A 21,672-nucleotide genomic window follows, 5' to 3' on the forward strand; every position below is an offset into this window, starting at 1 on the left:
AAACCTCCTTATTATTTATCCGCTAGTGCGGGTAGTTAAAACTTTTCAATTATTGCAATCACAATTCCTGTGATAATGATGTTAGCGATAGCCAAAGGAATTAAACCCTTCCAGCCAAGGTGCATCAATTGATCATAGCGGAAACGAGGGATTGTCCAGCGTACCCACATAAAGAAAAATATGAATGCGAATATTTTTATAAAAAATACAAACGTTCCAATCAGAGGACCAATAACCGGTCCTGTATGTAACAATACCCAATCCATACCCGGATAGTTATATCCTCCAAAATAAAGCGTAGCCATAACTGCTGATGACACAAACATATTGATGTATTCAGCAAATAGATAGAAGCCCAGTTTCATTGAAGAATACTCCGTATGATAACCACCAATCAGCTCGGTTTCACACTCCGGCAAATCAAAAGGAGCCCTATTGGTTTCTGCAAAGGCACAAACCATAAAAATGACAAACCCTAAGGGCTGGTAAAGTATATTCCAGTGCCAGCCATGTTGTTGTTCCACAATCTCTTTAAGACTCATTGTTCCTGTAACGAGCAACAAAGCAATAATAGATAAGCCCATAGCGATCTCATAGCTGATATTTTGCGATGCCGCACGAATGGCACTTAGCAATGAGTATTTATTATTTGATGCCCAGCCACCGATCATTACTCCGTAAACACCTAGTGAAACCACACCAAAGATGTATAAAATACCTACATTGATATCCGTTACCTGCAATGGAATAACACGATCTCCGATGGTTATATTGCTGCCCCATGGGATAACTGCTGTTCCAATACAAGCGGTAAGCATGGCCAATCCCGGTCCTACCATAAATAACCACTTACTGGCGTTTGAAGGAATAATCTCTTCCTTCATGAACATTTTAACCCCATCAGCCAATGGCTGAAGTATCCCAAAAGGCCCTGCTCTGTCTGGTCCAAGCCTGTCCTGTAAAAAGGCAGCAACTTTCCGCTCAGCATAAGTAGAGTACATAGCAATCAATAAACTGATACCAAATATGATGGCAACCAGTACAAATTTTTCTATTACAAAAGCTATATCCATTAGAATTTGGTTGTTTTTTCTAGTTCTACTTTATTTGCCTGTTGTAATTGAGGATTGTTTTGAATAACAGGCAAAGGCTTTAAGGTTTCATAATGGTTAGAAGCAATAACGGAAGTATCGCTAATATGAGTGGGATGCTCAATTACCCAATCAGCCGTTTTCTTTTTATCGAAGCGGCAGGTATTGCAGATAAATTCTTCCACCTCACCATAAATATCTTTACGTGCTGTAACCCTTAGCACATCTTCTCCCTTATACCATAAAGTAACTTTACCACTGCATGTAGGACAATCTCTGTGTGCGTCAATTGGCTTGGTAAACCAAACACGATTTTTAAATCTGAATGTTTTATCGGTTAATGCTCCAACAGGGCATACGTCAATCACGTTTCCGGAAAAATCATTATCTACAGCTGTTTGTATATAGGTAGAAATTTCTGAGTGATCACCTCTATTTAAAATACCATGTACACGTTTGTTTGTAATCTGGTCGGCAGTAAATACGCAACGATAGCATAAAATACATCTGTTCATATGTAACTGGATCTTATCTCCAATATCGATACGTTCAAAAGTTCTGCGCTCAAATTCATATCTGGTTTTCTGCAAACCGTGCTCATATCCAAGATTCTGAAGGTCACATTCTCCTGCCTGATCACAAACAGGGCAGTCTAAAGGATGGTTGATCAGTAGCATTTCTACTACACCGCTTCGCGCTTCAATAACTTCCGGAGAAGTGATATTTTGAACCTCCATGCCATCCATAACTGTTGTACGGCATGATGCTACCAACTTTGGCATTGGCCTGGGATCTTTCTCAGACCCCTTGCTAACTTTAACAATACAAGTACGGCATTTTCCTCCGCTACCTTCTAATTTGGAATAATAGCACATTGCAGGAGGCACTATATCACCACCTATTTGCCTTGCAGCATTTAGAATAGTTGTGCCGGGTGCTACTTCTACTGTTATCCCGTCTATGGTTACCTTAACTTTGTCACTCATGATTGTTAATTTCCTGTCGTAACTTCTGCTTTCGCAATAGGCTCAGCATAATTTGCCAAACCATAATTAGTATCTAAACATTTGATTGGCTCTTTAACATGCCATTCAAACTCATCTCTGAAATGTCTGATTGCACTTGCAACCGGCCATGCTGCCGCATCGCCTAAAGGACAGATTGTGTTTCCTTCAATCTTTTTAGAAACATCAACCAATAGGTCAATATCGCTCATTTTACCATGGCCATACTCTATTCTGTGCAGCACTTTTTCCATCCATCCTGTTCCCTCTCTACAAGGAGAGCATTGTCCACAGCTTTCATGATGATAAAAACGAGCGAAGTTCCAGGTGTTTCTAACAATACACTGATCTTCATCAAATGCGATAAAACCGCCAGAACCCATCATTGATCCAGTAGCAAAACCACCTTCTGACAACGATTCATAGCTCATTAATCTTGGTTCGCCATTCGCTAACTTCAGGGTTAGATTTGCGGGTAAGATAGGAACAGATGATCCCCCGGCTACAGTAGCCTTTAATCTTTTACCGTTTGCGATACCTCCGCAATATTCATCAGAATAAATAAACTCTTCTACAGGCAATCCCAGATCTATTTCATATACACCTGGTCTCACTAAGTTACCAGAAGCTGAAATCAGTTTAGTACCTGTACTTCTGCCGATTCCTATTTTGGCATACTCATCACCACCATCGTTAATGATAGGCACAGTCGCCGCAATAGACTCCACATTGTTTACTACAGTTGGACATCCGTAAAGCCCTGCAATTGCAGGAAAAGGAGGTTTAATCCTGGGATTTCCTCTTTTACCTTCTAAAGACTCCAATAATGCGGTTTCTTCTCCACAAATATATGCACCGCCACCTGGTTGAACATATAGTTCCAAATCATAGCCGGTTCCTAAAATATTCTTTCCTAAAAACCCAGCATGCTTTGCTTCTGCAATTGCTTTTTCCAGTATTCTAATCTGGGGCATCATCTCACCTCTTACATAAATGTAAGAGGTATTAGCACCCAGCGCAAAACTTGAAACGATCATTCCCTCAATAAGTGCATGAGGGATATGGGTCATCAGATAACGATCTTTAAAAGTTCCTGGCTCAGACTCGTCTGCATTACAAACTAAATATCTTGCTACGCCTTCAGGTTTCGCCAAAAAACTCCATTTCATTCCCGTAGGGAATCCTGCACCGCCACGTCCACGTAATCCAGACTTCTTAACTTCTTCCACTACTTCATCAGGAGTCAAAGTTTTTAAGGCCTTTTCTACGGCACGATAACCGCCTTTTTGGCGATAAACATCAAATGTATTGATGCCTGGTACGTTTATGTGTTCTAATAATAGTTTACGGGCCATTATTTCTTGCGTAAATCTTGTATCAACTCGTCAACCTTTTGTTCATTAAGGTTTTCGTAAAATGTATATTCCGGACCGATCTGTAATACCGGGCCATATCCACAGGCAGCTAAACACTCTACACCTCTCCAGCTAAACAAGCCATCAGGTGTAACCTCCCCTTCTTTAACGCCTAGATTTTGTTCTATATGGTTCATCAGCTTCTCAGCACCCACTAAACAACAAGGGCCGGTTCTGCATACTTCCAGAACATACTTACCCTGAGGTTTTAAAAAATACATGCTGTAAAACGAAGCTACTTCATATACCTCAATGTTCTGGATATCCAGATAAGCAGCAACTTTATCCATTGCATCCGGGCTTAACCAGCCTAATTCAGCCTGAACCTCATGAAGCATCGGCAATAAAGCAGATTTATGTTTACCCTTCGGGTATCTGCTAATTATCTCATCAAACTTCTCTTTTAAAGCTGATGAAAACTCTACAGGTTGTTGTTGTTCTACTTTAAGCATCTAATTCTCCTGCAATAATGTTCATACTACTCATGTTGATAATGGCATCTGACAGCAGCATGCCTTTACTCATTGGTGCAAACATTTGGTAATTAATAAAACTAGGTCTTCTGAAGTGTAAACGATATGGCGTTCTTCCTCCATCATTGATTAAATAGAAGCCCAACTCACCATTACCACCTTCAACTGAATGATATACTTCAGCTTTAGGAGCATCAATTTCGCCCATCACGATTTTAAAATGATAGATTAAAGCTTCCATGTTATTATAAACTTCTTCCTTAGCAGGCAAATAGAATTCAGGTACATCCGCATGGAAAATACCTGCCGGTTCGTGCTTTAATTTTTCTAAAGCCTGTTCGATTAACCTAACACTTTGCCACATTTCTTCATTCCGAACAAGATAACGGTCATAAATATCACCACTTGTTCCTACCGGAACTTCAAAATCAAAATCTTCATATGACGAATATGGATCACTCACGCGAACGTCATAGTCAACTCCAGCTGAACGCAACAGCGGTCCGGTCCATCCATAATCCAGTGCCTGTTCCGCTGATACCGCTGCAACTTTCGCTGTACGGTCAATAAAAATACGGTTACGGTTAAGCAAGCTTTCAAATTCTCTTAGTGCTACGGGGAACTCTTTCAAAAACTTATTGATTTTGGCAAAGGCAATTTCATTAAAGTCTCTTTCGAAGCCTCCAATACGACCAATATTGGTCGTTAATCTTGCACCACAAATCTCTTCATAGATCTCATAAATATGTTCTCTGAATTGAAATAAATATAAGAATGTGGTTGTTGCGCCTGTATCCTGAGCAATAATGGTATTACAGATAATGTGATCTGAAATACGTGCCAGTTCCATAATAATTACCCTTAAGTAATCCACACGCTTTGGCATTTTAATATTCAATAACTTCTCTACAGTCATGTGCCATCCCATATTATTTATGGGAGAAGAGCAGTAGTTTAACCGATCTGTTAAAGGAGTAATTTGATAGAATGGGCGATGTTCCGCAATTTTTTCAAAAGCACGGTGAATGTACCCAATAGTAGATACACCACTAACGATGCGCTCACCATCCAATTGAATTACATTCTGAAAAACACCATGTGTTGCAGGGTGAGTTGGACCTAAATTTAAGGTTACCAATTCATTCTGTGGGTCGTTATCTGTATATACCGGTTGATTCATTTTTTCTTATCTACCAAAGTATTCGTCTTTTTTATCTACTCTGTTCGGATCTTCCAAAGGATATTGTTTTAACATGGGATGCACACCTAGCTCGTCCATATTCAATATTCTTCTCAAATCCGGATGGCCTTCAAACTTTACTCCAAACAAGTCATAAGTTTCTCTTTCCATCCAATTAGCTGCATTCCATAAGGTTGTAGCGGTTGGGATTTCAGGATGATGCTCATCAATGAAAACCTTAACCCTAATCCTGATTTTGTTCACCATACTGTGTAAATGGTAAACTACAGCAATGCCATGCTTTTTCTCAGGATAATGTACTGCAGTAATATCGGTAAGAAAGTTAAAGCTAGCTAGCGTATTTTGTTTAAGAAATGCCAGAACATTAATAATAACATCCTTTGTGGTTTCAAAAGTAAGCAAGCCATAAGGCTCATTAATTCCAACTATTTTTTCACCGAACTTTTCAGTCAGTTGTTGTATTAATTCCTGATTAGTAACCTCTGCCATTAGTCAATTCCGTATGAAGCCAACATTTCTCTATATTGATCTGAATTTCTTCTTCTTGAAGATTCATTCCTAACCAATTCCTGAATTTTACCAAAACCATCCAATATAGCTTCTGGTCTTGGTGGACATCCTGGCACATATACATCGACCGGAATAATTTCATCTATTCCCTGTAAAACAGAATAAGTATCGAATATACCTCCACTGGATGCACAAGCGCCAACAGCCATCACCCAACGGGGTTCAGCCATCTGCAAATATACCTGTTTAAGAACCGGGCTCATTTTCTTAGCTATGGTTCCCATTACCATTAATAAATCTGCCTGACGGGGAGAAAAGCTTAAACGCTCAGATCCGAATCGGCCAAAGTCATAATGAGATCCCATGGTGGCCATAAACTCAATACCACAGCAAGAAGTGGCAAATGGTAAGGGCCATAATGAATGGGAACGGGCCAGGCCGATAACCTTGTCTAAGGAGGTAGCAAAAAAACCAGATCCTTCTATGCCTGGAGGCGCGTCTACTATATTGATGTTACTCATGATACAAAACGAAAAAGGTTCATTCCTTTAAAGAATGAACCACAAATCTACAATTTTTTAAAAGCAAATGAATTAAGTTGAGGGCATTTAGAAACAATCTAAATAACCTAATTCCAATCCAATGCTTTCTTTTTTATCACATAAATAAAGCCTAATAATAAGGTTCCCATAAAGATGAACATCTCTATCATTCCAGACATTCCAAGTGCTCTAAAATTAACTGCCCAAGGGTACATGAATATCACCTCCACATCAAACAGGACAAACAGTATAGCCACTAGAAAATACTTGATGGAAAATGGCTGACGCGCATTACCGACAACTTTTACACCTGCTTCAAATGTTGCCAGCTTATCAGCTGTTTTTCTTTTTGGACCTAAAAAGTGTGTCGCGATTAAAGTAACCACCACAAATCCTAAGGCAACAACTACTTGAAATATAATTGGTAAAAAATCTACGGGTACGCTTTGAGTTTCCATTTAAATATAAATTATGAGGCAAAAATAAAAGAAAAAGGCGGGATAACAACCCCGCCTTTTTCTTTTATTATAAAATTATTACTTTTTCTTTGGCTTAGCTGCAGCTTTTGGTGCTGGAGCTGTTAATGATTTAATGCCTTCTAATGCAGTGGTATTTGCAGGATCAATAGCTAAACTTTTGTCCCAGAATAATTTTGCTTTTACTTTATCTTCTTTGTATGAAGCAAAACCCGCTATTTGATTATAGGCTTCCACCATATTCTTTTTTACTGCCGGAGTTTGTTTATCAACATGAGCCTCGACAGAATCTAAATACTGTTGGTAGAAAGGTATTTTTAACCCCGTTGGATTTGCTTCATCATCCATGAAGTCATTGATTCTAGCTCTATACAAAATCGCATCATAAGTCGATGGAGCTAACTTCAGCAATTTCGCTAACGAAGAATCTCCTTTCACTAAGATTTGTTTAGATGGATTGGTCTTTGCAGTATAAGCCTTATAATAAGACACATAAGAGGCAATAGCATGGTAAAAATAGTTATACAATGAACCTTTACCTTCTGGGTTCAAACGGTTAACCACATCATATGTTGCAATTGCTTTAGGATAGTTTTTAGCATCATAATATGATTTTGCAAGTTCTGCTAAAGCCTCAACTTTAGTAGAGTCCATATTAACCGCTTTAATCACATTTACTAAACCTAAACTGTCGTTAGCCTTATCTGTAGAATCCTTCATTAAGGCTTTACCAAGGTACATATAGTCATCAGAGATAATACGTGAAGTATCTTTTACCTTCGCAAAAAAGTCTTTCATGTACTGTAAACTCTGAGGATAATTTTTGTTTTCATATGCAGAGTATCCTCTCAACCTTGAAACGATCAAGCTTTTAGGATCGTTGGGATTTACTGAGGCCAGTTCTGAAGTTTCTTGTTCCAGCGTTTTAAAGTCTTTCGCGTAAAACAAGAAAGTTGCATAACGTAATCTTGAATCATATGATTTATCAGTCAAATCAAGATATTTCTTGTAGTTTGTTAATGCCTCAGCCGCCTTAGCATCAAAATTTGCAGGCTCCTGATTTCCCCATTGCATATACAGCTCAGCTAACTCACGATAAGCAGGGCCATAATTTGGATCAGCAGCGATTACATTTTTCAATTCAACTTCCGCATCACTGAATGCTCTTGACTCTTTATACATTCTTCCAATCTGAACGGTAGATCTGTAAAGGGCCGGATTAATACTCAAAGCCCTCATGTAGTTTTGAAGCGCCTCTGAGTTCTTTCTTTGTGCTGCATAGTAATCTCCTAAAGCAACAAATGTTTCTGCCTCTTTATCTTTATCATCAAGCTCTTCCGCTTTTTGCAAGTTAGGTAGTGCTGCAGCAAAATCTGGTTTCTCACCTTCCAAATAAGCCTTTCCTATATACAAATATGGAGTAAAGTCTTTTTTTGAAGAAACTTCAATTGCTTTATCAAAATTTGTTTTAGCTGACGCGGCATTATTTGAAGCAAGATCAGCCTGGCCTAAACCTATATAATTTAAAGGATTTTTTGGATCAGCTGTCACACCTTGAGTAAAGGCAGCTCTAGCAGAATCAATATAATCCCTTCTTAAATAAACATCACCTAAACTAAAGTAATTCTCCCCTTTGCCTTTTTGTGACGACACCAACGCTTTAAGCATTGAAGTCGCTTTTTGGTACTGTTCGGCATCTATCGCCTTCTTTGCATCGGTAATGCTCTGAGCAAAAGAGGCAGAACCCATCACTACTAAACCTAAACCTAAGGTTATTGCTTTCTTTGTCATTTTCATAGTTCCTCTATTTTCAATTAATTGTTATGAAGCCGGCTTTGCAGCTTTCATGGTTCGCTATTTTGTTTTTAGTTTCAAATATTTAAAAGGCATTTCTAAAATCAAACTCATCTTACCCTGCCCATTACTTTCGTTTTCCAAATATAAAATTTACTTTGTATTCTTCAAGTTAAAATCCCGTGACATCATCTTATGCGGACCAAGTCCAGATTTCAGTACGATCAACTGACCTCTCGGGCTTAATAACCAGTTTGCAAAACCTGTGCCTAAACCATCCCGTCCCTCACAATTTATGATGTAAACATTTCTTAAAAACGGATAAATACCACTAATTAGATTTGCCTGATCGGGACGATAGTATGCATTATCCCCCTTTTTCCCCTTAATATTCTTCACCCCCATCGTTTTCACCTTTGCAATATAAGGAGTCATATCGGAATTATTAGCTATTAACCAATTTACACCGACTACTCCTATAAAATTCTTATTTTCAGCAACGTACTTTATAACGTCATTATTGTTCTTCAAAGTATAAACTCCCTTTTTTGGAAGTTCCGTGATTTGAGCCAGCTCCTTGAAATACCGGAGCGTGCTGGAATAGGCATTGTCAAAAACAAGCTGTTTTCCACTGTTTGAAGTTCCTTTTAATATCGCTATCACCTCCTCAACAGTGATATTTGAGTCAAGATCGTCCTTCTGGGTAAGCAATGAAATTCCGTCTATGGCAAACCTGGATGTCTTTGGAACGATGCTTCTGTTTCTGTATATTTTATCTTCCTGGGGTGTTAGCATCCGGGATAATATGATTACTCTAATGCTGTCATTTAAAAAAGCAGGCACTATTTTATTCTCGTTACCGGCAGTGACTGCAAACTCCGCATGCTTATAATCAGATTTAAATACCATGATCTGATCAGCGATAATCGAAGAAAAAGATTCGTCAACAAGAATTTTAACCGATCCTGATGTCCGTGTTTGTTCAACAACCTCAGTCTGCTTTTTATTTTTGCAAGACAGCAGCACCAGAAAAATGAACGCAAAGCTTAGATTCTTCATTCTTTAATTATCTTTTTGATTAATTACCCGGGTAAATCTTATTGCTGCATAAACGATAAGCAACACACCAAGGAGCACTCTGTAAGTCCGTTCGATGGTTACCGGCATGTCTTTCCAAACGATTAATGTAAGGCCCAGAACCAGGTAAAAGGCAAACATAACTAGCCCTAAAATAAACAGAAATCGCTGTTGAGGCGATTTCTGCATAAATGTTTTCAAATTAAACATTGTATTCTATTGTGATAAGGTAAAACTGATTGGGATGTTATATTTCACACGCACCTTTTTACCATTTTGAACTCCTGGGATCCATCTCGGACTTGCTTTTAGCACCCTAACAGCTTCCTCATCTGTACCACCACCAAGTTTTCTATCAACTTTAATATCGGTTAAGCTACCATCCTTTTCAACAACGAACGATAAAAACACTTTACCTTGAATGTTGTTCTCCTGAGCCATAGGAGGATATCTTACCGCTTTTTTCAAATAAGCGTAGAATTTCTCCATACCACCAGGGAAAGATGGCTGCGTTTCAAGACTCACAAAGTCATAAACTTTGGTATCCTCTACTACCGCTGCTTGTTTAGGGCCATCACCTGCCGGACCTGCAATAACGATATCCGCATCAGGGTCGCCGGCAATGGTTTTCTGACCTGGGTCAGCCTTTTTCAAATCTTCAATTTCAACCGGTTCCTCGTCACGTACCAACTCATCCGGTTTTACAATTGGAGGAGGGAACTTAACCTGATCCTGTTTTGGCGGCGGTGGCTCAACCGGTGGCGGTGGAGGTGTTTCCGGGTTTACAGGAGGAGGTGGCTGCACCACTACTTCCGTTTGCTTAACAATTTCCTCTTCTGGAGCTTTTCCTTTGAATAACTCCATAATTTTAGGGGATAAGAACAACAACACAAATGCTGTTGATGCTATTAGCAATGATTTCGTTGTATTCGCAGAACTTCTCTGACGAAGCTCGTAAGCTCCGTAGCTTTTGTTCTTATTGGCAAACACAACATCAAGCCAATCCCTTTTTAATAAATCTATTTTAGAACCAAACATAGCCTAATATTTTTATGTTTATAATTATTTATAATATCCCAGCTTGTTTCATCGCATCTTTCTCACTATCGATAATGTTTACATCATCAATAGCCGGAGCAGTTTTAATTTTAGCGATATTCAACTCGTCCATTATATCAACAAAATTCTTATAAGTAGCTCCTTCTGTTGGTTTCACTACTATCACTATTTGTCGGCCGGTAGTTTTACTTACCTCGTCTTTATTTTTTAATATTGATTTTCTAACCTCAGCAAAGCTTTCAATATTTGGTGGAGTCTTTCCTGCTTCTCCCATGTACCAGGCAACCTTATTGTTTTTACCCAATAGAATTGTCATGGTCTGAGATGCACGAAGCTCGTTTTTCACATCATTGTCCTCTTGATCAGGTTTTGCAATGTCCATTGCAATCGGCTTTGACAACGAGGTGGTTAACATGAAGAAGGTGATCAGCAGGAAGGCTAAATCTACCATGGCAGTTAAATCTACTTTGGTATTTGCTTTCTTACTTCTTACTTTGCCGCCTTTTTTCCCACCCCCGCCGGAGGTATCTAATTCTGCCATAGTATGATTTTATTTAGCATCGCCCTCGGCCGATGTAATTAAACTAAATTTGTTAATTTTTTGCTTCTGAAGAATATCAACAATCTTTTTGATGTTTGGATATTTTTCTTCAGCGTCTCCCTTGATACTTATCCTCATTGAAGTCTGGTGTAACTCTGCAACCGCCTTACGGGATTGCAATAACCATTCAGACAATTCATTGTTTGTTGAATCAGCCGGGATACCCAAGTTGGCCTTAGCAAACTTATCTCTCTCGTCACCGTTCATCATGATAAACTTTTTCAAGCTGCTTACAGGAACTCCGAATGATCCAAGAACACCGAAACGTTCTCTCTCTTCAGGAGTAAACTGAATTTTGTATTGCTCTCCAATTTTATCAAGCGTTGCCATTTTTACGTCCTTTCCTACGATTTCGTAGAACACCTTACCCTGACCAATAGATAAAATCCCCATATCCAAATCTGGAACTTTAATCTTGTAGGTAGAACTTGGAATTGTTACTTCCAAAGGATCCGGCTGGCGCGCTGTTGCTGTTAATATAAAGAAAGTAAGCAGCAGGAAAGACACATCGCACATGGCGGTCATATCTATCGAAGTACTCTTTCTTTGAACCTTTGCTCTTGCCATAATATTTAATAAATAAACTTACTTTTTACTAATGATGTTAATTCTTCCGGTTTTCCATAAAGCCGGTAAAAAAAAATACATTATTTTTTATTTATGTGTACTGGCGTAAGTTTGAATGATGCTGAAACCTGCTTCATCAATTGCATAAGTTAATTTATCAATTTTAGAAGTAAGGATGTTATACATGATAATCGCAAAAGTAGAAGTACCGATACCAGTAGCTGTGTTAATTAGGGCCTCAGAAATACCAGTTGCCAATGCAGCCTGATCCGGAGCACCAGAGTTAGCCAAACCACCGAAGGCCTTGATCATACCTGTTACTGTACCTAATAGTCCTGTTAATGTACCTACTGATACCAAAGTAGCAATTACAGTTAAGTTTTGCTCTAACATTGGCATTTCCAAAGTAGTAGCTTCTTCGATATCTTTCTGGATAGCTAAACACTTTTGATCTGTATCCATGTTTGCTTCAACTTCCATCTCACGATATTTTTTCAATCCTGATTTGATTACGTTAGCAACTGAACCTTGTTGTTTATCACACTCAGTTAAGGCTGCTTCGATGTTGTTTGAATTTAAAAATCCTTGGATTTTTTTAACGAATGAATCCAGGCTAGATTTTCCAGTTGCTTTACCAATTACAATAAGACGCTCGATAGAGAATACAATTACCATAAGAAACATACCCAATAGAACAGGTACGATAACTCCGCCTTTGTAAGCCATACCCATGTAGTTACCTACTTTTGGAAGTGTATCGTGAAGATCTGGATCAGCCCCATCGATGAAATTCCCTCTATCTCCGAAAATAAATTTGTAAACACATATACCAATAATGATACAAATTGGAATAGTAAGAGTTGCGAATAAATTTGAAGCTGTAGAAGAGCCTTCTTTTTTAACTGTTGTTGGTTTTGGTGCGTTTGCCATTTTTTTTTAGTTTTTTAGTTTTTAGTACTTTGTTTTTTAAAATTAGATTAAATATTCCGTAATACACACAACGACTATTACAAACAATTGTTGCCGTAACAAATTTATAACTTTGATTTTAATTCCAAATTAAATAATCGTTAGCTTGCTAATTCGTTTTGTCCCGTCAATTTTACCCGTTTGCACTCCCGTTATATCTAACGTATTACTGTATAATTAAAAAAGATTGTCTCGTTGCGGAGACAATCTTTCGCAATTAAAACTAAAAAAAAACTGAAATGCAAATTTTTAGGCAAAAAAAATGCTTTAAACTGTGTTTTCGGTTATTTTTGGTAGTGAACTAATCATTTCTTCGCTTGCGAAGGCTTCAAATTGCTTGAAATTATTTATGAAGGCCAAAGAAAGTTCATTGGCTTTATGATCATACTTTTGCTTGCTTGCCCAAGTATTTCTTGGATTCAAAATTTCTGATGGAACATTTGGGCAGGTCAAAGGAGTCCGTAACCCAAAAACAGGATCAGTGGTAAATTCAACATCTTCAAGCGCTCCATTCAACGCTGCAGAAATCATCGCACGGGTATATGCTAACTTCATCCGCTTACCTTCTCCGTAAGCTCCTCCGCTCCAGCCAGTATTAACCAGCCATACATTTACATTATTCTTTTCCATCTTTTCTCCAAGGAGTTCTGCATATCTTGTTGGATGAAGTGGCAGAAATGCCTTACCAAAACAAGCAGAGAAGGTTAGCTGGGGCTCAGTAACACCTGCTTCTGTGCCGGCAACTTTCGCGGTGTATCCGGATATAAAATGGAACATCGCTTGTCCGATATTTAATTTGGCAATTGGTGGTAAAACGCCAAAAGCATCAGCTGTAAGAAAGAAAATGTTTTTCGGTTCAGGAGCAATTGAAGGGACTATGGCATGATCAATGTAATTTATCGGATAGGCGACCCTGGTATTCTCCGTTTTATCAATGTTGGAAAAGTCAACAGTTCGGGTGCCCTCAAAGTAATTGGTATTCTCCAACAAGGCACCGAATTTTATGGCATTAAAAATCTGTGGTTCTTTTTCAATAGTCAAATCCACACATTTAGCATAACAGCCCCCTTCAAAATTAAATACAGATTCACTTCCCCAGCCATGTTCATCATCTCCGATCAGTCCACGTTCGGGATCGGCAGAAAGAGTGGTTTTACCTGTTCCTGATAAGCCAAAAAATATGGCTGTATCTCCTTTTTTCCCAACATTTGCTGAACAATGCATTGATAATGTACGTCTCTGCTCTGGAAGAATAAAGTTTAACACTGAAAAAATCCCTTTTTTAATTTCTCCTGTATATCCCGATCCTCCTATAAGGATTATTTTTTTTGAAAAATTAAGGATCGTAAAATTAGGCTGTCTCGTTCCATCTACAGCTGGGTCCGCCAAAAAAGAAGGGCAGGCAATAATGGTCCATTCCGGTCGCTCTTGAATATCTCCGTCTTCCGGTCTTAAGAATAGATTATGAGAAAACAGATTTTGATATGCTGTCTCACTTACTACCCTAATGGTCGTTTTGTAAGCCTCATCTGCACAGGCAAACGAATCTCTTACATAATATTTTTTTTTGCTAAGATGAGCTGTTACTTTTTTATATAACGCATCAAATTTCTCCGGCTCGAATTTGAAATTTATATCACCCCACCAGACCGAATCGCGGGTTAGCTCGTCACAAACGATAAATCTGTCTTTTGGAGAACGGCCCGTAAATTTCCCTGTATCTACTGCCAATGCACCTGTATCAGCCAGTGAACCTTCTCCATTTTTTATGGCCTCCTCAACCAATTGTGCTACGTTAAGCTGATATAAAGCCATATCCGAATCCAGATCCAGATAGCTCAAATCAGGCCTAAGCATAAATGCTTTGCTCATAAGAATAATAAGTTAGTCAGGCAAAGTTATACAGATAAAAAGGTAAAAACACCTTTTTTAAAGAAAATTTTAACTTATTGTTGCTTATACACTTACAATTAAAATATTGAAAATCAATAAATTAAGTCAACGATTTATCCTCCAGATTTCTTTACTTTATAACCCTCCTTTTGCAAGAGTGAAAGCACTTTATCTCTAAAATCTCCCTGGATGATGATCTCGCCATCTTTTGCTCCCCCTCCTACGCCACATTTCGTTTTCAGCATTTTGGCCAAATTTTCCAGTTCTTCATCACTTTCTCTAAATCCTGTGACTAAGGTAACTGCTTTTCCACCTCTGTTCTTTCGATCCAATGTAACTCTTAGGTCCTGTTGGTTTTTAGGTACTGATTCATTGGAACCGTCGCTTTCTTCCTGATAAACAAAGGAAGGGTCTGTGGAATACATTATTCCTCCAAGATCACTTAGCGTTTTCTTTTTAGACTTCATAACTAGGAGTAATTATATTTAACGATAACGGCACAATAGACACTTCTATTTCCTTTCCCATGAAAAAGGGTTCTCCATCAATATGTATTGCATCGTCCTGACTGCGGCTGATCTTTATATTTTTACCTTTTATAATTTCAACAATTTTGGAGCGATCAGTTCTTGCACTTAACATTTCATATGCCAGTAGCGGTAATTTGTACATTGGAAATTCTTTAACCACACAAACATCAAGAAGTCCGTCTACTACCGATGCCTTGGGGGCGATGTGTGCATTGTTGCCATATTGAGAAGAATTGGCTATGCTGATCACAAATGCCTTACGCTCATAATCTACTCCATCTATATTCAGCCGATAGATTTGAGGCTTATAGTTTAACACTTCTGTTAATCCTAATTTGAGGTAGCCCGTTAATCCCCTTGATTTATTTCCGGCAAAAACAGAGCTGATATGTGCATCAAAGCCCATCCCCGCCATATTGAAAAAGGATTTATCATTAAATCTGGCAGTATCGATGAGTTCAACGTTAAGCTTATTAATCACCTTGATTGCAGCAACAGTATTCATGGGTATTTTCAAGAACCTTGCCAGCCCGTTTCCAGAGCCAAAAGGAATAATACCCAGCACTTTATTCTGTTGCATGACCTTAGTTGCAATTTCATTTATGGTACCATCGCCTCCAACGGCCACAATTACATCAAAATTCTTATTTGCAGCTTCCTCAGCTATTTCCGAGGCATGGCCAACATATTCCGTAAAGCTAAAATTCGGGCTAAACTTAGAGCGGTCCAGGTGTGCATCTATCAATGCAGGTATCTTTAACTTATCCTTCCCTCCTGATATGGGATTAATAATAAATAGAATGTTTGATTTCGACAAAACCTTTTGATTAATGATAGTACAAAATAATTGATATTTTTTGACTATTTAAATATATATGCTAATTTTGCAGCATTAAAGTGGACTGATTTGCGATGCTATTTAAGAATAGCGGGATTGCAACCACGTAAAAAAAAGTGCTAACCTTATCATACACTTCATTTTACTGCCTGCTACGCAGGGTCTGATTCCATTTTATATAATTGTTTAAATTAAATTTTTAATTATTTAAAATGTCGTATTTATTTACATCCGAATCAGTTTCTGAAGGTCATCCGGATAAAGTAGCAGATCAAATCTCAGACGCACTTATTGATAATTTTTTGGCATTCGATTCAGAGTCAAAAGTTGCTTGTGAAACTTTGGTTACCACAGGTCAGGTTATTTTAGCTGGCGAGGTAAAATCACAAACTTACCTGGATGTGCAGCAAATTGCTCGTGATGTAATCAGAAAAATTGGTTATACAAAAAGTGAGTACATGTTTGAAGCCAACTCATGTGGCATTCTTTCCGCAATCCACGAACAGTCCCAAGATATAAACCAAGGTGTAGACAGAGCCAGTAAAGAGGAACAAGGCGCCGGTGATCAGGGAATGATGTTTGGCTATGCAACCAACGAAACTGAAAACTACATGCCTTTGGCATTAGATCTTTCACATACACTTTTACAGGAATTAGCGCTCTTAAGAAGAGAAAACAATGAAATTACTTATTTGCGTCCTGATGCTAAATCACAAGTAACGCTGGAATATTCAGACAACAACAAACCAGTTCGTATTGATGCTATTGTAATATCCACCCAGCATGATGATTTTGATGAAGAGGCTACTATGTTAGCCAAAATCAAAAAGGACCTTGTGGACATTCTTATTCCAAGAATTATTGCAAAATACCCGCAATATGCTCATCTGTTTAACGATAAGATAGAGTATCACATCAATCCTACAGGAAAATTTGTTATCGGAGGTCCTCATGGCGATACGGGTTTAACAGGCCGTAAAATCATTGTGGATACCTATGGAGGAAAAGGAGCTCATGGTGGTGGTGCATTCTCAGGAAAAGATCCAAGCAAAGTAGATAGAAGTGCGGCATATGCAACTCGTCATATTGCGAAAAACCTTGTTGCTGCTGGTGTAGCTGAAGAAATTTTAGTTCAGGTAAGTTATGCTATTGGGGTTGCAAAACCAATGGGCATTTATATTAACACTTACGGAACAAGCAAAGTAAATAAAACAGATGGCGAAATTGCCAGGATTGTTGAAGACCTATTTGATATGCGCCCGTACTTTATTGAGCAGCGCTTAAAGCTAAGGAATCCAATTTATAGTGAAACTGCAGCATATGGTCATATGGGTCGTAAACCTGAAACAGTGACCAAAACTTTCAAAAGCCCCGGAGGCGAAGAAAAAACAGTTACAGTTGAATTGTTTACCTGGGAGAAACTGGACTTTGTAGATAAAGTAAAAGCTGCTTTTTCATTATAAGCTTAAGGAATATTTAAAATTCAAAAAGGCTGACCATGAATTATGGTTAGCCTTTTTACATTATAGCACATCGAATAATACCCTTTCAACAAAAAAGAAAACCATTTCTAAAAGCTGTTGTTTTACTTACAAAAAACAAGACCTATTATGGAACATCCAATAGAAATGAATACACTTAGTCAGGTTTTAGAAAAATTAAGACTTAAAGGCCTGGATAACGAAATAAAGATGACAGATCATGGTAAAATGCAAGGAGTGGGCATTAATAAAATTTATAACCCCGAAGACCTTACCATAATTAAAACCTATCGCTTTGAAGGAGATTCTGACCCTGCTGACAACTCCATACTTTATTTGTTAGAAGACAAAGACAAACAGATAGGCTATATTCTTGATGCTTATGGAATGTATAGCTCTCAGGAAAATGCCGGGTTCGATGACTTTCTAAAAAAAATACCTACCGCAGATAGGGATATGCAAGAGTTATTTAGTTAACCAAAATTATATCTACAGCTTGTTTAGCTAAAAAAAACAGATACAAAAAAAGCATTTTTAATCGAATGCTTTTTTTGTATAAGAAGTTGGGGATGGTGCATCTTTAATGCTTTCCGTAAAAAAGATGATACATTGAAATAAAGTTGTTATCTTCAAGAAGAATTAAACCAAACTTCTTAACCAAATGTCTTCTTTAACCTCTAAACTGCACCTGAGCATAGCGCTTCTCAGCCTATTTTCATTTACATCCTGTGTAAATAATGATAAAAAAACGAGCATTGAGGCTGACACAAATAAACTCTTTTCTCTACTTTCCTCAGATCAAACACATATCGATTTCAATAATACAATCATTGAGAACGAGAGAGCAAACATTATATCTTATCAGTACTTCTATAATGGTGGAGGTGTTGCAATCGGCGATTTAAATAATGATGGTCTCGATGACATTTATTTCTCGGGGAACATGACAAAAGCCAAACTATATCTTAATAAAGGGAACATGCAGTTTGAGGATATTACCGATAAAGCCGGCATAACTGAAGTGGGCCTTTCCTGGAAAACAGGAGTTACCATGGCAGATGTTAATGGTGATGGAAGATTAGACATTTATCAGTGTTACTCCGGGGCGTTACCAGCAAAAAACAGATCCAATAGCTTGCTGATCAATCAGGGAATCAACGATCAGGGAATCCCGATATTCAAGAACGAGGCTGCAGCGTATGGACTTGCAGATACCGCATATAGTACCCAGGCCGTTTTTTTTGATTATGACAAAGATAACGATCTTGATATGCTCCTGTTAAACCATAATCCGAAAGTTTTTACTACCCTTGATGAAATATCTGCCCCTCTAATCTTAAAAGAGCCTGCACCAACCATTAGGATTAAACTATATAAAAATGAAAATAAAAAATTCAAGGACGTTTCTGATCAGGCTGGCATATATAATTCCTCTTTTACCTATGGTTTAGGTGCCGGAGTAAGTGACCTGAACAATGATGGTTATCCCGACATTTACATTTCAAATGACTATTCGGCTCCCGATTATTTGTACATGAATAACGGGAATGGCACTTTCACAAATCAAATTCAATCCCAAATCGGTCACACCTCTTTATATTCGATGGGTAATGATATTGCAGACATTAACAATGATGGCCTTTCTGATATTTTTACCTTAGATATGCTTCCGGAAGACAATCGCAGGCAGAAGTTGCTTTTTTCTCCTGACAATTATGAATATTATGATTTACGCCTGCGTCTTGGCTTCCACTACCAGGATATGCGCAATATGCTTCAATTAAATAATGGGAACGGCACATTTAGTGAAATGGGCCAGCTGTCGGGCATTTCAAATACAGATTGGAGTTGGGCACCATTGTTTGCAGATTACGACAATGACGGCTGGAAAGACCTTTTTATATCTAATGGCTATATGAGGGACTATACCAACATGGACTTTCTGAAGTTCAAAGGAGATTTCTTGCGTAGCACCGATCCAAGTCAAATAAAAGCGAGTCTGTTAGATCTGATTCACGCGATGCCGGCATCCAATGTTAACAACTACATTTACAAGAATAATGGAAACCTCTCATTTACCAATAAAGTGATGGAATGGGGATTAAACATTCCTTCGAATAGCAATGGGGCAGCATATGCTGATTTGGATAACGATGGGGATTTGGATCTGGTAGTTAACAACATCAACCTGGCGGCGTTTGTTTATGAAAACAAATCAGACAAAAAAGCGAAAAATCAATTTCTCAAAGTAAAACTGCAAGGATCCGGACAAAATACTCAGGGTATTGGGGCAAAGATATGGATCTATAACAAAAACAAACAACAGTATCTTGAACAAATGCCATCTCGCGGCTATCAATCAAGTGTTTCCCCGATTTTGCATTTTGGCTTAGGGGATGCTAATTCCATTGACTCTCTTCGAATAGTTTGGACAAGTGGAAAACAAGAGGTGATCTCAGGTATAAAAGCAAACCAGCAAATACCCTTGTTAGAAACAAACGCAAAACTAATATATAAAGCTCCGCAGCTTGTTCCTTCTATATTTAAAGAGGTTAAATCGCCTATAGCATTCCAACAGCAAAAAAAATCAACCAACGATTTTAAGCGACAACCATTATTAATAAATCCTATGTCATTTTCCGGGCCGTGTATAGCCAAAGCAGATATAAACGGCGACGGTTTAGAAGATATTTATATCGGCGGAACTCAGGGGCAAACCGCTGTGCTTTTTATTCAAAAAAAGAATGGCGAATTTGTAAAAAAACCTCAGGCAGCTTTTGCTTCCAGCATAAAAAGTGAGGATGCAGATGCAGTTTTTTTTGATGCCAACAAAGATGGTTTTATCGATCTTTATGTATGCAGCGGGGGCTATGACAGTTATACTGCAGCAGACCCATCACTGCAAGACCGGCTATACTTAAATGATGGCAAAGGTAATTTTAGGCAAGCAGTTAATGCGCTACCTAAAATGCTAAGTAGCAAGAGTTGTGTCCGCGTCACAGATTTTAATCAAGATGGTCATCCAGATTTATTTATAGGAGGAAGAGTAGTCCCAGGTCGTTATCCAGAAACACCAGCGAGCTATTTACTGATTAACGATGGGAAGGGAAATTTCAAAGATCAAGTTGAAACCATAGCGCCGCAATTACAAAAAGCAGGAATGATCACAGATGCAGCATGGGTGGATTTGAATGGCGATAAAAAACAGGATTTAATTATTGTAGGAGAGTGGATGCCTGTTACCGTATTAATTAGTAATAATGGAAAATTGATTGATAAAACCACTGATTATTTTGATAAACCCTTTTCAGGATGGTGGAATAAATTACTGGTTGATGATCTAAACAATGATGGCTTGCCGGATATAGTGATTGGAAATACCGGCTTGAATACACAATGCAAGGCAACAGAACAGGAACCCGCAGAAATGTATTACAAAGATTTTGACGACAATGGATCAGTTGACCCTATATTATGCTTTTACATTCAGGGAAAAAGCTACCCCTACGTAACCAGGGATGAAATGCTTGACCAGATGAGCATCATGCGCACCCGTTTTCCGGATTATAAAAGTTATGCTGATGCATCAATGAAAGACATATTCACGAAAGAGGAATTAAACGGTGTATCAAGGCTAAAAGCCAATCATTTAAAAACCACAGCCTTTATTAATAATGGGAAAGGCAAATTCAAAGAATTGGACTTGCCCATCGAGGCTCAATTTTCGCCTGTGTTTACCGTTACCGCCATTGATTACGATAAGGATGGCAATAAAGATTTGTTGTTATGTGGTAACATTAGCCGTGCACGACTCAGATTCGGAAAATACGACGCCAATTATGGCTTGCTTCTTAAAGGCAACGGTAAAGGCGGTTTTACCTACATCTCTCAGCAAAAATCCGGTTTTAATATAAAAGGAGATGTGAGAAGCGTAGTACAAACCAATAACAAACTGATATTCGGCATTAGCCAACAGGGCCTGAAGGCATATACATTAAGGTAATCGGGAAAGGCAATTGCCAGATAAATTACATGGCAAAATAGCTTAATGATTTGCAAAAATAAGTTAACAATCCAACTGAACTTTACTATACTTTCATAGTAATAGCATCATATCTTTTATTAAAATCTATTTCTTTTAAAAATCTGGA

21 protein-coding genes are annotated in these 21,672 nt (G+C 38.2%); 3 read left to right on the plus strand and 18 right to left on the minus strand.

Translation table 11 applies throughout. The annotated features are described in order from the left end of the window. Window positions 1-35: 35 nt before the first annotated feature. The 18 genes from nuoH to AC1DDK_RS18105 form a co-directional block, all read right to left on the minus strand. Window positions 36-1,073 (minus strand): NADH-quinone oxidoreductase subunit NuoH, encoded by a 1,038-nt coding sequence (gene nuoH, locus AC1DDK_RS18020; RefSeq protein ID WP_172662138.1) that lies wholly within the window; start codon window positions 1,071-1,073, stop codon window positions 36-38. Then, window positions 1,073-2,077, minus strand: coding sequence for an NADH-quinone oxidoreductase subunit G (locus AC1DDK_RS18025; RefSeq protein WP_048903399.1), 1,005 nt, complete (start codon window positions 2,075-2,077; stop codon window positions 1,073-1,075). The genes nuoH and AC1DDK_RS18025 overlap by 1 nt, the downstream gene beginning before the upstream one ends. 5 nt (window positions 2,078-2,082) lie before the next feature. Next, a complete protein-coding gene (nuoF, locus tag AC1DDK_RS18030; RefSeq protein ID WP_172662139.1) occupies window positions 2,083-3,450 on the minus strand; it encodes an NADH-quinone oxidoreductase subunit NuoF in 1,368 nt (455 codons plus the stop codon). Further along, complete coding sequence (locus tag AC1DDK_RS18035) at window positions 3,450-3,962, minus strand: NADH-quinone oxidoreductase subunit NuoE family protein (RefSeq protein ID WP_172662140.1); 513 nt, start codon at window positions 3,960-3,962, stop codon at window positions 3,450-3,452. The genes nuoF and AC1DDK_RS18035 overlap by 1 nt, the downstream gene beginning before the upstream one ends. Further along, window positions 3,955-5,163 carry an NADH-quinone oxidoreductase subunit D gene (locus AC1DDK_RS18040; protein WP_048903397.1) on the minus strand — a complete coding sequence of 403 codons (1,209 nt, stop codon included), beginning with the start codon at window positions 5,161-5,163 and terminating at the stop codon, window positions 3,955-3,957. Before AC1DDK_RS18040 ends, AC1DDK_RS18035 begins: the two co-directional genes overlap by 8 nt. 6 nt (window positions 5,164-5,169) lie before the next feature. After that, window positions 5,170-5,673 (minus strand): NADH-quinone oxidoreductase subunit C, encoded by a 504-nt coding sequence (locus AC1DDK_RS18045; RefSeq protein ID WP_172662141.1) that lies wholly within the window; start codon window positions 5,671-5,673, stop codon window positions 5,170-5,172. Next, window positions 5,673-6,215 carry an NADH-quinone oxidoreductase subunit B gene (locus AC1DDK_RS18050; protein WP_172662142.1) on the minus strand — a complete coding sequence of 181 codons (543 nt, stop codon included), beginning with the start codon at window positions 6,213-6,215 and terminating at the stop codon, window positions 5,673-5,675. The genes AC1DDK_RS18045 and AC1DDK_RS18050 overlap by 1 nt, the downstream gene beginning before the upstream one ends. A gap of 107 nt (window positions 6,216-6,322) precedes the next feature. Further along, window positions 6,323-6,694 carry an NADH-quinone oxidoreductase subunit A gene (locus AC1DDK_RS18055; RefSeq protein ID WP_048903394.1) on the minus strand — a complete coding sequence of 124 codons (372 nt, stop codon included), beginning with the start codon at window positions 6,692-6,694 and terminating at the stop codon, window positions 6,323-6,325. Window positions 6,695-6,772: 78 nt separating this feature from the next. Further along, window positions 6,773-8,509, minus strand: coding sequence for a tetratricopeptide repeat protein (locus AC1DDK_RS18060; RefSeq protein ID WP_337716958.1), 1,737 nt, complete (start codon window positions 8,507-8,509; stop codon window positions 6,773-6,775). A 150-nt stretch (window positions 8,510-8,659) separates the two neighbouring features. Continuing rightward, the gene (locus AC1DDK_RS18065; protein ID WP_337716960.1) at window positions 8,660-9,565 is read right to left on the minus strand and encodes a substrate-binding domain-containing protein; all 906 of its coding nucleotides are present in this window, start codon (window positions 9,563-9,565) and stop codon (window positions 8,660-8,662) included. 3 nt (window positions 9,566-9,568) lie between these two features. After that, window positions 9,569-9,772, minus strand: a complete 204-nt coding sequence (locus tag AC1DDK_RS18070) for a hypothetical protein (RefSeq protein WP_235206961.1) — start codon at window positions 9,770-9,772, stop codon at window positions 9,569-9,571. A 27-nt stretch (window positions 9,773-9,799) separates the two neighbouring features. Then, window positions 9,800-10,621 carry an energy transducer TonB gene (locus tag AC1DDK_RS18075; RefSeq protein WP_048903390.1) on the minus strand — a complete coding sequence of 274 codons (822 nt, stop codon included), beginning with the start codon at window positions 10,619-10,621 and terminating at the stop codon, window positions 9,800-9,802. Between the two features lie 28 nt (window positions 10,622-10,649). After that, on the minus strand, window positions 10,650-11,183 hold the full coding sequence (locus AC1DDK_RS18080) for an ExbD/TolR family protein (protein WP_172662146.1): 534 nt from the start codon (window positions 11,181-11,183) through the stop codon (window positions 10,650-10,652). 9 nt (window positions 11,184-11,192) lie between these two features. Then, complete coding sequence (locus AC1DDK_RS18085; protein WP_172662147.1) at window positions 11,193-11,810, minus strand: biopolymer transporter ExbD; 618 nt, start codon at window positions 11,808-11,810, stop codon at window positions 11,193-11,195. A gap of 87 nt (window positions 11,811-11,897) precedes the next feature. After that, window positions 11,898-12,740, minus strand: coding sequence for a MotA/TolQ/ExbB proton channel family protein (locus AC1DDK_RS18090; protein ID WP_172662148.1), 843 nt, complete (start codon window positions 12,738-12,740; stop codon window positions 11,898-11,900). A gap of 306 nt (window positions 12,741-13,046) precedes the next feature. Beyond that, window positions 13,047-14,651, minus strand: coding sequence for a phosphoenolpyruvate carboxykinase (ATP) (gene pckA, locus AC1DDK_RS18095; RefSeq protein WP_172662149.1), 1,605 nt, complete (start codon window positions 14,649-14,651; stop codon window positions 13,047-13,049). A gap of 134 nt (window positions 14,652-14,785) precedes the next feature. Further along, entirely contained in the window at window positions 14,786-15,139 is a 354-nt protein-coding gene (locus AC1DDK_RS18100; protein ID WP_172662150.1) for a translation initiation factor, read from the minus strand. Beyond that, window positions 15,129-16,019 (minus strand): diacylglycerol/lipid kinase family protein, encoded by an 891-nt coding sequence (locus tag AC1DDK_RS18105; RefSeq protein ID WP_172662151.1) that lies wholly within the window; start codon window positions 16,017-16,019, stop codon window positions 15,129-15,131. The genes AC1DDK_RS18100 and AC1DDK_RS18105 overlap by 11 nt, the downstream gene beginning before the upstream one ends. A gap of 233 nt (window positions 16,020-16,252) precedes the next feature. Between AC1DDK_RS18105 and metK the strand changes: the two genes are divergently transcribed. From metK to AC1DDK_RS18120, 3 genes are all read left to right on the plus strand, one after another. Further along, window positions 16,253-17,503 carry a methionine adenosyltransferase gene (gene metK, locus AC1DDK_RS18110; RefSeq protein WP_172662152.1) on the plus strand — a complete coding sequence of 417 codons (1,251 nt, stop codon included), beginning with the start codon at window positions 16,253-16,255 and terminating at the stop codon, window positions 17,501-17,503. A gap of 147 nt (window positions 17,504-17,650) precedes the next feature. After that, on the plus strand, window positions 17,651-17,998 hold the full coding sequence (locus AC1DDK_RS18115; RefSeq protein WP_172662153.1) for a hypothetical protein: 348 nt from the start codon (window positions 17,651-17,653) through the stop codon (window positions 17,996-17,998). A 184-nt stretch (window positions 17,999-18,182) separates the two neighbouring features. Then, complete coding sequence (locus tag AC1DDK_RS18120; RefSeq protein WP_337716962.1) at window positions 18,183-21,524, plus strand: VCBS repeat-containing protein; 3,342 nt, start codon at window positions 18,183-18,185, stop codon at window positions 21,522-21,524. Window positions 21,525-21,672: the final 148 nt, after the last annotated feature.

The sequence above is a fragment of the Pedobacter sp. 05T44 genome (assembly GCF_056395985.1).

Bases quoted from the DNA above. Each gene is read 5' to 3' on its own strand.
- AC1DDK_RS18085 (WP_172662147.1), bottom strand. From the start codon at position 11,810: ATGGCAAGAGCAAAGGTTCAAAGAAAGAGTACTTCGATAGATATGACC.
- AC1DDK_RS18040 (WP_048903397.1), bottom strand. From the start codon at position 5,163: ATGAATCAACCGGTATATACAGATAACGACCCACAGAATGAATTGGTA.
- AC1DDK_RS18045 (WP_172662141.1), bottom strand. From the start codon at position 5,673: ATGGCAGAGGTTACTAATCAGGAATTAATACAACAACTGACTGAAAAG.
- nuoH (WP_172662138.1), bottom strand. From the start codon at position 1,073: ATGGATATAGCTTTTGTAATAGAAAAATTTGTACTGGTTGCCATCATA.
- AC1DDK_RS18075 (WP_048903390.1), bottom strand. From the start codon at position 10,621: ATGTTTGGTTCTAAAATAGATTTATTAAAAAGGGATTGGCTTGATGTT.
- AC1DDK_RS18060 (WP_337716958.1), bottom strand. From the start codon at position 8,509: ATGAAAATGACAAAGAAAGCAATAACCTTAGGTTTAGGTTTAGTAGTG.
- AC1DDK_RS18090 (WP_172662148.1), bottom strand. From the start codon at position 12,740: ATGGCAAACGCACCAAAACCAACAACAGTTAAAAAAGAAGGCTCTTCT.
- AC1DDK_RS18120 (WP_337716962.1), top strand. From the start codon at position 18,183: ATGTCTTCTTTAACCTCTAAACTGCACCTGAGCATAGCGCTTCTCAGC.
- metK (WP_172662152.1), top strand. From the start codon at position 16,253: ATGTCGTATTTATTTACATCCGAATCAGTTTCTGAAGGTCATCCGGAT.
- AC1DDK_RS18050 (WP_172662142.1), bottom strand. From the start codon at position 6,215: ATGAGTAACATCAATATAGTAGACGCGCCTCCAGGCATAGAAGGATCT.
- AC1DDK_RS18035 (WP_172662140.1), bottom strand. From the start codon at position 3,962: ATGCTTAAAGTAGAACAACAACAACCTGTAGAGTTTTCATCAGCTTTA.
- AC1DDK_RS18055 (WP_048903394.1), bottom strand. From the start codon at position 6,694: ATGGAAACTCAAAGCGTACCCGTAGATTTTTTACCAATTATATTTCAA.
- AC1DDK_RS18025 (WP_048903399.1), bottom strand. From the start codon at position 2,077: ATGAGTGACAAAGTTAAGGTAACCATAGACGGGATAACAGTAGAAGTA.
- nuoF (WP_172662139.1), bottom strand. From the start codon at position 3,450: ATGGCCCGTAAACTATTATTAGAACACATAAACGTACCAGGCATCAAT.
- AC1DDK_RS18070 (WP_235206961.1), bottom strand. From the start codon at position 9,772: ATGCAGAAATCGCCTCAACAGCGATTTCTGTTTATTTTAGGGCTAGTT.
- AC1DDK_RS18065 (WP_337716960.1), bottom strand. From the start codon at position 9,565: ATGAAGAATCTAAGCTTTGCGTTCATTTTTCTGGTGCTGCTGTCTTGC.
- AC1DDK_RS18080 (WP_172662146.1), bottom strand. From the start codon at position 11,183: ATGGCAGAATTAGATACCTCCGGCGGGGGTGGGAAAAAAGGCGGCAAA.
- AC1DDK_RS18100 (WP_172662150.1), bottom strand. From the start codon at position 15,139: ATGAAGTCTAAAAAGAAAACGCTAAGTGATCTTGGAGGAATAATGTAT.
- pckA (WP_172662149.1), bottom strand. From the start codon at position 14,651: ATGAGCAAAGCATTTATGCTTAGGCCTGATTTGAGCTATCTGGATCTG.
- AC1DDK_RS18115 (WP_172662153.1), top strand. From the start codon at position 17,651: ATGGAACATCCAATAGAAATGAATACACTTAGTCAGGTTTTAGAAAAA.